Origin of the sequence: Niallia laureatilytica, from assembly GCF_046613985.1 — a bacterium.
Taxonomy (GTDB): Bacteria; Bacillota; Bacilli; order Bacillales; family Cytobacillaceae; genus Niallia.
This window is the reverse complement of sequence record NZ_JBKKHP010000013.1, coordinates 16,125-29,965: the sequence shown is the minus strand read 5'-3', so window position 1 is coordinate 29,965 and position 13,841 is coordinate 16,125. Positions and strand designations below refer to the sequence as shown.

Sequence of the window (13,841 nt, the reverse complement as noted above, 5' to 3'; positions counted from 1 at the left end):
CCATATTAGATTATACTATTGGGCAGGGGTGAAAAAAATGTATAAATTATTGTCGCATAATGACCTTGATGGGGTCGGCTGTGGAATCATCGCAAAGCTTGCCTTTGGAGAAGATGTGGAAATCCGCTATAATTCTGTTTCCAGCCTGAATCTTGAGGTAGAAAGATTCCTTGACCAAAAGCCTGAGGATACATTCCTTATCGTTACAGACCTTTCTGTAAGTGAAGAGAATGCTATCAGGCTGGATGATTACTATAAGAAGGGAGGCAAGGTCCAACTGATAGATCATCATAAAACAGCCTTACATTTAAATGATTTTGAATGGGGACATGTAGTAGTAGAAGATGAAGAAGGAATTTCCACCTGTGCTACTTCATTATTATATGAGTACCTTGTTAAAAACGGGCATCTCACTCCCTCTGACAGTGTGCTTGAGTTTGTAGAGCTTGTCAGACAGTACGATACATGGGATTGGGAAAAGAATGAAAACTTTGATGCCCAAAAGCTGAATGCACTTTTCTATTTAATATCATTTGACGAATTTGTAGAAAAAATGGTTGCGCGTCTTGAGAATAACAACCACTTCTTCTTTGATGAAGTAGAGCAGCAAATTCTTGATTTGGAAGAGAAAAAAATTGAACGATATATTCGCCGCAAACGGCGGGAGCTTGTTCAAACACAAATCGACGGTCTTTATGCAGGTGTTGTTTATGCCGAATCATACCACTCAGAACTAGGCAATGAGCTAGGCAAAGAATACCCGCATCTCGATTATATAGCAATCCTTAATATTGGCGGCAAGAGGGTCGGTTTCCGAACCATTCATGACCACGTCGATGTCTCCAAAGTTGCCGGTACATATGGTGGAGGCGGACATGTGAAAGCGTCTGGCTGCACAATGACGAGTGAAGCATATAAAAACTTCGTAACAGATACATTCCCGCTTGAAGCATTAAGGGAAGATCCTAAAAAGAATGAATATAATAAGAAGAATTCTCCATTAGGCACACTTTATGAGAATAAACATGATGATATATTTTATCTATATCCGACTGGCAAGCAGCAATGGGTTATCAACAAAAAGAAAACAAAGCTGCCTGAAACTTTTTCTTCCTTCCAAGAAGGAGAAAACTTTTTAAAGAGAAATCACGGAGCCTGGATGTGTAAGGACGACAAGTACGTTCGGTATGTGATGGAATATGTAAAAACAAAAAATTAAAACGAATGCCTGCTGTCTGGAAAGATCAGCAGGCATTTTTTCTCACAAAAAAACCTCTAACATTCCTCGTTAGAAGTTTTGGAGCAGCTTATAAAAATCATCTCTCAATTGTGGAGATTGCTTGTATTTATTGTCCGTTATCTCCTCTAACAAGCCCTTCTTATCAACAGAATTTAGATTAGCTCTTTTAATCATTTCCCGGGCATTAAATAAAAAATCGAAATAATCCTCCAAACCATCAGGGTATTCCTTTGCCCATTCATCCTTGATTTTTCTTGCGAGGATTGGGCTTGCACCCATTGTCGACACACTTAAGATAAGCCTGCCTCTTTGCAAACTTGCCGGTATATGACAGTTTCCATTATCAGCAGAGCTAGCATTATTAACTAGCATACGGTGCTTCAGCCTGTTCGCTAATCTTTGGTTTGCTTTATCGTCATTCGTTGCTGTAACTACAAAAAAAGCATCCTTACAATCACTTTCTGCTGCTTTTTTTCTAACTGCAGCGATTGCTCCCGCTTGCTCGAGCTCCTCAAGCTCAGGACATAGTACAGGACTAATAACTGTAATGTTTGCACCTTCTGCAATTAGTGCTTTTACTTTCCTTAAGGCAACCTTGCCTCCACCTGCAACGATACATTTCTTATTCTGCATATTAACCATTAATGGGAACATACAGTTTAGCCCCAGCTGCTTCATCAATTCGATCCTTCAGAATACTAGCAATAGCAGGCTGGTATCCTAAGTAGTTGCAAAGCTCATAGTTTTTATTTGAATTTGATAATCCGTTGATTGTCTTGCGCATCGTGTTCATCAGTATACCTGTAAACAGCAAATATGGAATGACGATGATATTTTCGTACTGAGAGTTGCTTGCAGCCTGAAGGGCAGCTTCAAAGCTAGGAGATGCTGCTGTCAAATAACAGTCCTCCACTTTAACACCGTCCAGCGACCGCTCTACCAAGTCACTAATTTCCCGTAAATCCCGCTTTACATCCGGATCACTGCTGCCCCTGCCAACAAGCAGAACAAGTGACTTGTTTTTAACATACAATTCAGACTGTTTAATTTTAGCTATGACAATCTCTGCCATCTTCTCATGTACACCAATCGGGCGTCCATAATGTAATGCTACGTCTGGATATGCTTTAACGAGTTCGTCGAGGACTTCAGGAATATCAATCTTTGCATGAGCTGCTGTCAGCAACAAGACAGGAACAGCTATTATCGTTGTTGCGCCTTTTGCTACACATGTCTTAAAGCCTTCCTCAATGCTTGGCTCTGAGAGCTCTAAAAAGCAATACTCCTGAATGGGGTAATCATTCTCTTTCATGCATTCCTTTACAAAGGATATTGCCTGGTCACTCGCTTCCTTTACCCTGCTGCCATGGCATATATACAAAACTGCTTTCATTATAAAACCACTTCTTTCGCCAATGAATCTTCAAATGAGTTTTCAAACCATTTAATTTTTTCACGCATGCGGACAACCTCACCGATAATAATCATGCACGGATTTTCAATCTGCCCGTTTTGCGCATCCTCTACAGCTTTATCTAATGTTGTTACAATCGTTCGCTGGCTGCTCGTAGTTCCCCAATTAATCAAGGCAACAGGAGTATCCCCGCTTTTTTGATAGGAAAGCAGCTTCTCCCTGATATTCGGTAAGTTTTTAACTCCCATATAGATGGCAAGTGTATCTATATGGCATAATGCCTCCCACTTGATGCTGTCTTCTTCCCCATTCTTCATATGTCCTGTTACAAAAGCAAAGGATGAACCATAATCTCTGTGTGTAACGGGGATTCCTGCATAGCTCGGTGCAGCAATACCGGCAGTGATGCCTGGCACAATTTCAAACGGAATCTGATTTTTAGCCAATTCTTCTGCTTCTTCTCCGCCCCTGCCAAATACAAAAGGGTCTCCCCCTTTTAATCTTGTCACTATCTTTCCTCTTTTAGCATGCTTGACGAGCGTCTGATTAATCAATTCCTGTTTCATTACATGATGATGCGGCAGCTTTCCGCAATATACCAATTCTGCCTTCGGCTTTGCGTAATGCAGCAGCTCTTTGTTAACAAGTCGGTCATATACGATAACATCAGCATTTTTAATGCAATTCAGCCCTTTAACAGTAATTAAATCAGGATCTCCAGGCCCTGCTCCTACCAAATAAACTTTCCCCACATCTTTCACCTTCCTCTGTTGCTGCATAATCCTAAGCTTTGGCATATTAACAGAAAGGAATTATAGGATTCTCTCAAAACTAGAGACACTATAATTCCTTTCTTTCTATATTTATATATTTCTATAATAGCCTTTTTCTTTCAAAAATTGAACAATTTGCTCCACACATTCTTCAATGGAATTTTTTTCCGAGTCAATCACAATCTCCGGATTAACCGGCTCTTCATAAGGAGAGCTGATTCCTGTGAAGTCCTTGATGATTCCTTGCCTTGCCTTCTCATAAAGACCTTTAGGATCTCTAGCTTCACAAGCTTCCAATGAACATTTCACATATACTTCAACAAACTCATTGCCCTCCAGCAATTCTCTGACTCCTTCTCGATCATTGCGGAACGGAGAGATAAAGGCAGTCAGCACCACTTGCCCACTGTCTACAAACAGCTTGCTGACTTCGCCAATTCTGCGAATGTTTTCCTTCCTGTCTTCTTCAGAGAAGCCAAGATCTTTATTGATTCCGAAACGGATATTATCACCATCCAGCACATATGTGAGCGTATCATCTTGGAACAGCCTCTCTGCAACTGCGTTAGCTACAGATGATTTTCCTGAACCGGAAAGACCAGTAAACCACAATACATAGCTGTGATGTTTATTTTTCTCTCTTCTGCGTTCTTTTGAAACAGTTTGTTCATGCCATGTGATATTTGTACTTTTGCCGCTCATTTACTTTTCCCCCTGTATTATGAATGGATCTCTTGGTTTTTCAAGCCTTTTATCAGCACTTCCACTACTTCTTTGCGGCTGAACGTGCTTGGCGGAATTTCACCATTTCTTAGAAGCTCGCGCACCTTTGTTCCAGATAAGATTTCATGATATTCCTTGTCATGAGGGCAAGTTTTTGTAGACGCCATGTTTTCACACTTTTTGCAATAGAAGCTGTGTTCAAAGAACAACAGATTAATACCAAGTTCTTCTGATTCAAATTGATCAAAAATCCTTTGCGCATCATATGTGCCATAATAATTGCCCACACCTGCATGATCTCGTCCCACAATAAAGTGTGTGCAGCCGTAGTTTTTCCTTACAAGTGCATGGAATACTGCTTCTCTCGGTCCAGCATAACGCATTGCAGCAGGGAAAACAGCAAGATATACACGGTCTTCTGGGTAATAGTTTTTCAATAGTACTTGGTAGCTTTCCATTCGTACATCTGCAGGAATGTCATCTGATTTTGTTTCACCAACAAGCGGGTTCAAGAATAATCCATCCACTGTTTCTAAAGCCGTCTTCTGAATATATTCATGAGCACGGTGTACAGGGTTTCTAGTTTGGAAACCGACAACAGTCTTCCAGCCCTTCTCTTGGAACACTTCTCTCGTATCTTTAGGATCTAGGTAGAAGCTTTCAAATTTAGTTCTTTTTAATTTTTTCAGCAGTTTAATAGAACCACCAATATACACATTTCCTCTTTCAAAAACCTTCTTTACTCCAGGATGAGCCAAATCTGCAGTGCGGTAAACAGCTTCTGCTTCTTTTTCTTTATTTGGTATAAATTTATCTTCAACAGTAAGCACACCATACACATCACCGTCATGTACAAGCTTCACTATGTCATTCACTTCTAATTTGTCTGCTTGCTCTTGTGATACAGGAAGTGTAATTGGAATACTCCAAATTTGCCCTGAAGCAAGCCTCATGTTCTCTACAACAGATTCATAGTCTTTCTGTGTCAAAAACCCAGTTAGTGGGCTGAAAGCTCCATTTCCGATTAATTCTAAATCACTTAGCGCAACGCCATCAATTTCAAGCTCTTGTGTAATGCCGCTCACATCATAATTTGGTTCCCATAAATTAATTAGTGTTCCTCCATGAGGTTTGCTTAATGCCATAATCTTTGCACCTATCCTTCCTAATTTAACATCTAGTTATATTATTATTTATATTTAATAGAAACGGATTTGCATATATCAAATGCCGCCTCCGTCCTCATATATAGAGCGATTATCTTCTTTAATTGATTTCACAAGGCTTAAGATGCCTAATGTGGCGATACATACACTCGACAGCACAATGACATTGTAGAAATCATTTTTAACAAATAGTTGTACAAGACAGTAGGAAATAACAAGAGACAAGACTGGTGAAACAATCCATACCTTTATAATTCGATGAATCATCTGCTTTTTGAAAAGTCCTACACCATTCTTCGCAACACCGATGCCAATAATCGCTGTGCTTGTTACTTGAGTCAACGGCACAGGAAGTCCGAAAATGGAAGCAATTGTAACTAAGGTTGCTCCGATACCAGAAATAATTCCGCCTTCCAGCTTGCTGAATTGGACGATTTTCTTCCCATTTGTCTGCAATACCCTTCCACCCAGCAAAATAGCTCCAATACTGATAGCCAAACCGCCTATTAATATTCCGCTGCTCATCGAGATGAGATTGGCTCCAACCATCGGACCAACAGCATTAGCTACATTATTCATTCCTGCCGAAAAGGCTTCAAAAAAACCAACAACAATTACGAAAACGGATAAGTAACGCTGTGATTTGCTCGCTTTCAGCCAAGTGTACTTCCTCTCAGCTCGCATGATTAGCTTCCCTGCTGCCAAAGCAATTCCAAAGGAAACGAAGGGAATAAAAATCCAAAAGAATACAATCCATAAAATATGTCCAATAAAAAGGCTTTTATATGCTACGCCAACACCAACAACGCTGCCAACAGTGATTTCGCTAGTTGATAACGGAATCCCCATTAAATTTGCGATAAACAGGGAAATGGCGGCAGATGACAGAATAATTAACACGATTTTTGCATTAAGCAAGCTGCTTGGAATTAGATCTTCCCCTATCGTTTTAACTACTTCACTGCCTCCTAAAAAGGCCCCTAAAAAAATCGCAACACCGCATAAAAGGAGGGCATGCCTTTTGCTTGGAATCGCACCTGAACCATAGGCAACGCCAAGGCTTGCCGCAGCACCACTTGCGCCTATGTTCATGGCAAAGAATAAAGACATTATGCCTGCAAGAATTATCATCATCATTTAGTTTCCTTTAAGTTATTGTAAATGTAGCCCGCATTCTGTTTTTCCTTTGCCAGACCATCTTCCAGAGCGCATATCTTCCATTGTGAAAGCAGGCTGTGTGCATGTTCTGCAGCCAATGCTCGGATAGCCGTTATCATGAAGGACATTATAGTCAAGCTGATTCTTGTGTGCGTATCTCCAAACATCCTTCCAAGTCCAGTGAATAAGCGGGCATACTTTAATACTTTTGAATTTATTGTCTAGATTGATATATTCCGTATTCGCCCTTGCTCCGCCCTGTTCTCTTCTTAATCCAGATATCCAAGCAGTTGAACCTGAAAGAACAGAATTTAATGGAATAACTTTTCTAATTTCACAGCACTTATTTGGATTAGATGTCCATAGCTCATCCCCATACTGTTCTGCTTGCTCTGCCAATGTTAATTCTGGTTTTTTCATTTCAATTTGCAGTAGCGGATATTTTTTTTTCACTTTTTCTATCAATTCATATGTTTCTTTAAAATGCACATCTGTATCTAAAAAGACGATTTTGGCGTCTTCCTTCACTTTTGAAATTAAGTCGATAAGTACAATTCCTTCTATACCAAAGCTGCAGGCATATACAATTTCCTCTTCATATGTCTCATATGCCCATTCCAGTACTTCCAAAGCTCCTTTTGTTTCTGTGTCGCTCGGGAATGCTGGCAATGTATAACGATCAAGATTTTCATAAGTTAATAGTTCACTCAAGTTGCCTACTCCTCTCCAGATAAATTGCTTTACATGCAAAAAAGACAGCTTTAACACAATTCCTGTGTTAAAACTGCCTCTAGTTTCTCTAGTCAGCAATTTATTTTCCAAGTCTAATCTTTTCGCTTTTTTCGATTTGAATGACTTTTCCATCCTGAACAATTAATGTAATGGAGCCAAATTTCATATTTTTCAACATTTCTTCCAACTGATCTTTTATTTTGTCCAGTTGATTTGTTTTTTCCCCCATTAACAAATCCCTCCTACAAACAAAAAACTGTTACCGATGATCATAGCAATAAAAAAATCTTCCCAATTCGGAAAGACACAAGGTAATATAACTACCTTATCTTTCAAAATGGAGACCATTTTGTTGGATTTAGCACCTTGCTCTTGGTTACAAATGCAGGTTGCTGGACATCATAGGGCCAATTCCCTCTGTCGCTCTGGATAAGCAATGTTTTTTCTAAATTTTATCACAATTGATTATATTGTCAACAAGTTTTTCTAGTTGTTTAGTCGGAATTAAATCATCTAACATTTACAATTTTTTGATAACCTTATTTTAACATATGCATATATAAAAAATAAGCAGCAAGTCCATGCCAAAAAAACCCACTTTTTAAAAAGCGGGTTTTTTTGCTTACAGAATTAATGAAGTGGTTCAGATATATCGCTCAAAGCTTGCCCTGCTTCATCCATATGAATATTGATTCTTGCAAGGTCACCAATTGCGCATATTCCGACAAGTTCGCCGTTCTCAACTACAGGCAGGCGGCGAATCTGATTCTCTGACATGATGTTTGCACATTCATGAACATCTGTATCTGGCGTACATGTAGTTACATCCGCTGTCATCACATCATGGCAGTGAACCGTATTTCCGTCTTTGCCATCAGCGATTGCATTGATAACAATATCACGGTCAGTAATCATGCCAATAACCTTTTTTCCTTCACATACAGGAACAATCCCAACGTTAACATCACGCATTATTTTTGCCGCTTCCACAAGAGAATCATGGGGCTGACATACCTTTACATCCGTTGTCATTATATCTTTAACAGTTGTCAAAAAACTCACCTCCAAAATTAATCTCTTATATTGTGCCGTTTTAAAAGATTATTATGTCAGCAAACGGCGTAAAAAAAAGCAGCCTAAGCTGCTATTTTTTTCTAATTCTTAATAATGGTTTTGAAATAATCGGGGCTAATATACCTGAAAGAATTGCTTCGGTAACCCCATTAGTAGCTATTATGGTCAATAGCGCAGGCAAAAGCTGATCCATATTCATTTCTAGAAAATTCGCATACGGTTCCCGGTAAAATAAATAAATCAATCCCAGCACTAAAACAGTATTTGTTAAAGATCCAAGCACACCAGCTACACTCATTCTAACTGTTTCATTAAGCTTGTCTTTGAGCAGCTTATGAAATACATATGCTGCTACAACACCTATTAATATTCGGGGCAGAACAGAGACAAGGGGATTCGTAAATACAATCGGGGCAATTGGACTTGTCGGTGCAACAAATGCCCTGATAAAGGTAATGATTCCCCATATACCGCCGACTATTGCTCCTTCCCTCGGGCCAAGAACAATCGCTGCAATAATGACTGTTACTTGAATAATCGTCAAGCTAAGCGGTCCAATCGGGATATATCCTAAAAACGGGATTGTCGTTTGAATAATGATGATAGCAGAAAGCATCCCTAATAGGACAATCCGAAATGTCTTATTGTTTTTGTTCATAACAATACTCCTTTTAACGAAAAAAATCTCCTTCGTTATCATACTACAAAATCCAAAAGAGGCAATAGGCGAACGACTATAAAAGCTTCCTTTCTAGGTAGTTGCGGTTTATTATTTCTTTATGCATGTTTATCTTAATTTCTATGTTCCTCTTCCTGGTATGGATACTTGCTGTTTAATGCCTGAATAAATGTTTTTACATTCTGCTTTTCCTTCATAACAGGCGAGTATACATAGGAGAGTGTCCTTTTAAATACTTCTTTATCAAGGGAGATGGTCGAAAGATTTCCTGCCTGCAGGTCCCTTTCTATTACACATTTAGACAAAAGGGTTAACCCTAGGCCGCTTATGACCGTTTCTTTAATCGCCTGGTTGCTGCTGATTGTCAGAAGTGTGTTCATCTTCAATCCGTTTGAACGGATGACATGATCCAAGTATTCCCTCGTCCCTGATCCGATTTCCCGGGTAATCCACGCTTGGTTTTGCAATTCCTTTATAGGAACCATTTCCTTACTAGCAAGCGGGTGTTTAGCAGATGCAACAACAAACAGTTCGTCTTCCATAAATGGATGGACAGAAATTTCCTTATCATTAGTTTGTCCTTCAATTAAACCGATATCCACTTGATAACGTCTGACTGACTCGACTACCTCTTCTGTGTTACCAATTGTTACTTGGAGTGCCAAATCGGGATGGGTTTTCTGAAGTTCCAGCAATAATGGGGGCAGTATATATTCTCCTATCGTGAAGCTTGCGCCTATTTTTAAATCTCCTTTGATGGAATGATGGTGGTCTAATATATTTTGCCTTGTCTGTTCATATATAGTAATCATTTGTACTGCACAATCATAGAGAATTTCCCCTGTAGGAGTTACTTTTAAATATTTTGGAGAACGTTCAAACAGCTTCGTTTGAAATTCCTTTTCTAAGTTTTTAATATGGAGGCTTACACTTGGCTGAGACATCAGCAGAATTTCAGCTGTTTTAGTGAAATTTTTCACTTCTACAAGGGTGACAAATGTTTTTAACGCATCATACTGCAACAAAAACACTCCTTTCGACTTTTTGAATCTTACATGTAAATTCCAAACAGCTATTTGTTTAATTATTAAGATTATTAATAGCTCCAATAAGTTAAATGTATTTTACTAATTCTTTGACTTCCAGTAAAGTACAATTATATATGCATGAAACAATTTGAAAAAAGAATCTGTCTAAAATCCGATTTGTCTTATTGGATTAATTAGTTAGAATCAACTTCTTAAAAACGTTTTGTTAATTAATGAACTTTGACATTTGAAAAAGCAACGGATTTTTATGTGAGGTGAATACTTTTGCAATTACTAGTAACGAACAGTCCTTTTAACCAGGAACAGACAGAGCTTTTAAACCGGCTTTTGCCGACTTTATCAGAAACACAAAAGGTATGGCTTAACGGCTATCTTTCTGCAACAGCAGCAACAACGGTAAGTCCCGCTGGACTGGCAGCAGAAGTCCCGTCTTCTGCTCCTGCACCTGCCGAACCAGTCTCTAAAGATGTCACAATCCTATTTGGATCTCAAACAGGCAATGCACAAAACCTTGCCAAAAAGAGTGCAAAAACTCTGACAGATAAAGGCTTCCATGTTACAACATTATCAATGAGCGACTTTAAGCCAAATAATATTAAGAAAGTTAAAAACTTGCTTATTATTGTCAGCACACATGGGGAAGGAGATCCACCTGATACTGCCTTAACATTCCATGAGTTTCTTCATGGTAAAAGAGCGCCTAAATTGGATGATTTGAGCTTCTCTGTATTGGCACTTGGTGACAGCTCCTATGAATTCTTCTGCCAGACTGGTAAAGAATTTGATGAACGCTTAGAAGAAATTGGCGGTAAGCGCCTATTTCCACGCGTTGACTGTGACTTAGATTTTGAAGAGCCGGCAAATGAATGGCTCGAAGGTGTGCTTGCAGAGCTTGGTAATACAAGCGCAGCAGCTGCTCAAAGCACAGCAACAACGGCAGAAACAGAATATTCTAGATCAAACCCTTTCCTCGCTGAAGTACTGGACATCCAAAACTTAAACGGCCGAGGCTCCAATAAAGAGACGCTTCATATTGAGCTATCTCTTGAGGAATCTGGATTGACATATAAACCTGGAGACAGCCTTGGAATTTATCCGAAGAATGACCCAGAGCTTGTTGAACTGCTGCTTAATAAACTGTCCTTTAATCCAGAAGAAACAGTCTCTATTAATAAAAAAGGTGAGATTCGTTCCATTAAGGAAGCACTTCTTTCCGAATTTGAAATAACCGTTTTAACAAAACCTTTATTAGAAAAGTTAGCAGCGTATTCGACAAACGAAGCGCTTCAAAATCTTCTCAAGAATCAAGAACAATTGAAAGCCTATATAGACGGAAGGGACTTGCTTGATTTAGTTAGTGAATTTGGTCCTTGGAATTTTACAGCTCAAAACTTTATCTCGCAATTACGTAAATTGCCTGCGCGCCTTTACTCTATTGCAAGCAGCTATACAGCAAATCCTGAGGAAGTTCATTTGACAATTGGAGCAGTCCGCTATAATGCCCATGACCGTGAACGCAAAGGTGTTTGCTCGATACTATGTGCGGAGCGTCTTAATCCAGGTGATAAAATTCCAGTATTTATCCAGCAGAATGAAAACTTTAAGCTGCCTGAAAATCCTGATACCCCTGTCATTATGATTGGGCCAGGCACAGGTATTGCACCATTCCGTTCCTTTATCCAAGAACGTGAAGAAATCGGTGCTGAAGGTAAATCATGGCTGTTCTTTGGTGATCAGCATTTTGTAACAGACTTCCTTTATCAAACAGAATGGCAAAATTACCTCAAAAGCGGGGTATTAACAAAAATGAACGTCGCATTCTCCCGCGACACTGCCGAGAAAGTTTATGTACAGCATCGTATGCTTGAGCACAGCAAAGAATTATTCGAATGGCTGCAGGAAGGTGCCGCTGTTTATGTTTGCGGCGATGAAAAGCATATGGCCCATGATGTACACGAAACATTAATCAGCATCATTGAAAAAGAAGGCAATCTAAACCGTGAAGATGCCGAAAAATATCTTGCAGCAATGCAGCAGGACAAACGCTACCAGCGTGATGTCTATTAAGTAATTGAAAGGAGTTTTTCTAATGGCTAGACCAGTATTAACAGCACCAGAAGGACCACCCTCTCCAAATGAGCAACTAAAAATAGACAGTAACTATTTGCGCGGAAGCTTAGCAGACACGATGCAGGAACCTCTGACATCAGGGATTCCACATGATGATAACGTGCTAATGAAATTCCATGGAAGTTATCTGCAGGATGATCGCGACCTTCGGAATGAACGTCAAAAGCAAAAATTAGAGCCTGCTTATCAATTCATGCTTCGCGTTCGAACTCCTGGAGGTGTCGCAACACCTGAGCAATGGCTGAAAATGGATGACCTTGCCCAGCGTTATGGTAACCAAACATTGAAGCTTACAACGCGTCAGGCATTTCAAATGCATGGTATTCTGAAGTGGAATATGAAGAGCACTATCCAGGAAATTCACCAATCGATGCTTGATACAATAGCAGCTTGCGGTGACGTTAACCGTAACGTTATGTGTAATCCAAATCCCTATCAGTCGGAAGTTCACGAAGAGGTATTCAGCTGGTCACAGAGATTGAGCGATTACCTTCTTCCTCGGACTCGTGCCTATCATGAAATCTGGCTTGATGAAGAAAAAGTCGCTTCTTCTCCAACAGTGGATGAAGAAATAGAGCCAATGTACGGTCCTGTTTACTTGCCAAGAAAGTTTAAAATCGGGGTAGCTGTCCCTCCTTCTAATGATGTGGATGTATACTCACAAGATCTTGGCTTTATCGCGATTGTTGAAGAAGGGAAATTGGTTGGTTTCAATATTTCCATCGGCGGCGGCATGGGTATGACACATGGAGATACAGAAACGTATCCACAGCTCGGGAAGGTTATTGGCTTCTGTGAGCCTGAGCAAGTTTTAGAAGTTGCAGAAAAAGTAATTACCATCCAGCGTGACTACGGAAACCGCTCTGTGCGTAAAAATGCCCGTTTTAAATATACTGTCGATCGCCTCGGCTTAGAAAATGTTAAAGCAGAATTAGAGTATCGCCTCGGCTGGGATTTACAGGAAACAAGGGAATTCCATTTTGATCATAATGGCGACAGATATGGCTGGGAAAAAGGTGTTAAAGGGAAATGGCATTTCACCCTGTTTGTAGAAGGCGGACGTATTAAAGACTTTGATGACTACAAGCTGATGACAGGCTTGCGTGAAATTGCGAAAATCCATACAGGTGATTTCCGTCTTACAGCTAACCAAAACTTAATCATTGCTAATATATCAACGAAAAATAAGAAAAAAATTACAGAACTAATCGAACAGTATGGTCTATTAGATGGCAAGCATTTCTCTGCATTGCGCAGAAACTCTCTTGCTTGTGTTTCTTTGCCGACATGCGGTCTTGCAATGGCAGAGGCTGAGCGCTACTTGCCGCGCCTAATCGATAAGATTGAAGAAATCGTCGATGCGAATGGCTTACATGATAAAGAAATTACTATTCGCATGACAGGCTGCCCTAATGGATGTGCTCGACACACAATCGCTGAAATCGCATTTATCGGAAGAGGTCCTGGCAAATATAACATGTATCTTGGCGCAGCCTTTAACGGAAGCAGATTGAGCAAGCTTTATCGTGAAAATGTCGGAGAAGAAGATATTTTAAGCGAGCTTGGTGTTCTTCTGCCGCGCTACGCAAAAGAAAGATTAGAAGGCGAACACTTTGGTGACTTCGTCATTCGTGCTGGTGTTGTTAAAGCAGTGACAGACGGAACAAACTTCCATGCAGTATAAGCAAAAACCGAGATAGGTT

The 13,841-nt window shown here is 39.8% G+C and carries 14 protein-coding genes and 1 riboswitch; of the genes, 3 read left to right on the top strand and 11 right to left on the bottom strand.

All coding sequences use genetic code 11. The annotated features are described in order from the left end of the window. Positions 1–37: 37 nt before the first annotated feature. The gene (locus ACLIJJ_RS22950) at positions 38–1,219 is read left to right on the top strand and encodes a DHH family phosphoesterase (protein WP_233316835.1); all 1,182 of its coding nucleotides are present in this window, start codon (positions 38–40) and stop codon (positions 1,217–1,219) included. Positions 1,220–1,288: 69 nt separating this feature from the next. Here the strand turns inward: ACLIJJ_RS22950 and ACLIJJ_RS22945 are convergent, their stop codons facing one another. The 11 genes from ACLIJJ_RS22945 to ACLIJJ_RS22895 all read right to left on the bottom strand — a co-directional run bounded on the left by ACLIJJ_RS22945 (position 1,289) and on the right by ACLIJJ_RS22895 (position 9,981). Further along, entirely contained in the window at positions 1,289–1,873 is a 585-nt protein-coding gene (locus ACLIJJ_RS22945; protein ID WP_411411758.1) for an NAD(P)-dependent oxidoreductase, read from the bottom strand. A gap of 1 nt (position 1,874) precedes the next feature. Further along, positions 1,875–2,633, bottom strand: coding sequence for a sirohydrochlorin chelatase (locus ACLIJJ_RS22940; protein ID WP_233316833.1), 759 nt, complete (start codon positions 2,631–2,633; stop codon positions 1,875–1,877). Next, positions 2,633–3,406, bottom strand: coding sequence for a uroporphyrinogen-III C-methyltransferase (gene cobA / locus ACLIJJ_RS22935; RefSeq protein WP_251646674.1), 774 nt, complete (start codon positions 3,404–3,406; stop codon positions 2,633–2,635). Before cobA ends, ACLIJJ_RS22940 begins: the two co-directional genes overlap by 1 nt. A 111-nt stretch (positions 3,407–3,517) precedes the next feature. Then, the gene (gene cysC / locus ACLIJJ_RS22930) at positions 3,518–4,129 is read right to left on the bottom strand and encodes an adenylyl-sulfate kinase (protein ID WP_233316831.1); all 612 of its coding nucleotides are present in this window, start codon (positions 4,127–4,129) and stop codon (positions 3,518–3,520) included. Positions 4,130–4,146: 17 nt separating this feature from the next. After that, positions 4,147–5,295, bottom strand: coding sequence for a sulfate adenylyltransferase (sat, locus tag ACLIJJ_RS22925; protein WP_341074558.1), 1,149 nt, complete (start codon positions 5,293–5,295; stop codon positions 4,147–4,149). 78 nt (positions 5,296–5,373) lie between these two features. After that, positions 5,374–6,450 carry a sulfate permease gene (cysP, locus tag ACLIJJ_RS22920; protein ID WP_396953819.1) on the bottom strand — a complete coding sequence of 359 codons (1,077 nt, stop codon included), beginning with the start codon at positions 6,448–6,450 and terminating at the stop codon, positions 5,374–5,376. Positions 6,451–6,468: 18 nt separating this feature from the next. Beyond that, positions 6,469–7,185 carry a phosphoadenylyl-sulfate reductase gene (locus tag ACLIJJ_RS22915; RefSeq protein WP_233316829.1) on the bottom strand — a complete coding sequence of 239 codons (717 nt, stop codon included), beginning with the start codon at positions 7,183–7,185 and terminating at the stop codon, positions 6,469–6,471. A gap of 100 nt (positions 7,186–7,285) precedes the next feature. Next, positions 7,286–7,435, bottom strand: coding sequence for a YezD family protein (locus tag ACLIJJ_RS22910; RefSeq protein WP_233316828.1), 150 nt, complete (start codon positions 7,433–7,435; stop codon positions 7,286–7,288). A 93-nt stretch (positions 7,436–7,528) separates the two neighbouring features. Continuing rightward, positions 7,529–7,642: riboswitch (SAM riboswitch) on the bottom strand. A gap of 194 nt (positions 7,643–7,836) precedes the next feature. Next, positions 7,837–8,259, bottom strand: coding sequence for a CBS domain-containing protein (locus tag ACLIJJ_RS22905; protein ID WP_233316827.1), 423 nt, complete (start codon positions 8,257–8,259; stop codon positions 7,837–7,839). Between the two features lie 91 nt (positions 8,260–8,350). After that, positions 8,351–8,938, bottom strand: coding sequence for an ECF transporter S component (locus ACLIJJ_RS22900; RefSeq protein WP_251646676.1), 588 nt, complete (start codon positions 8,936–8,938; stop codon positions 8,351–8,353). A gap of 134 nt (positions 8,939–9,072) precedes the next feature. Then, positions 9,073–9,981, bottom strand: coding sequence for a LysR family transcriptional regulator (locus ACLIJJ_RS22895; protein WP_233316825.1), 909 nt, complete (start codon positions 9,979–9,981; stop codon positions 9,073–9,075). 291 nt (positions 9,982–10,272) lie between these two features. Between ACLIJJ_RS22895 and ACLIJJ_RS22890 the strand changes: the two genes are divergently transcribed. Beyond that, the gene (locus ACLIJJ_RS22890) at positions 10,273–12,075 is read left to right on the top strand and encodes an assimilatory sulfite reductase (NADPH) flavoprotein subunit (RefSeq protein WP_411411757.1); all 1,803 of its coding nucleotides are present in this window, start codon (positions 10,273–10,275) and stop codon (positions 12,073–12,075) included. Positions 12,076–12,097: 22 nt separating this feature from the next. Beyond that, the gene (gene cysI, locus ACLIJJ_RS22885) at positions 12,098–13,822 is read left to right on the top strand and encodes an assimilatory sulfite reductase (NADPH) hemoprotein subunit (protein WP_251646678.1); all 1,725 of its coding nucleotides are present in this window, start codon (positions 12,098–12,100) and stop codon (positions 13,820–13,822) included. The last annotated feature ends 19 nt before the right edge of the window (positions 13,823–13,841 follow it).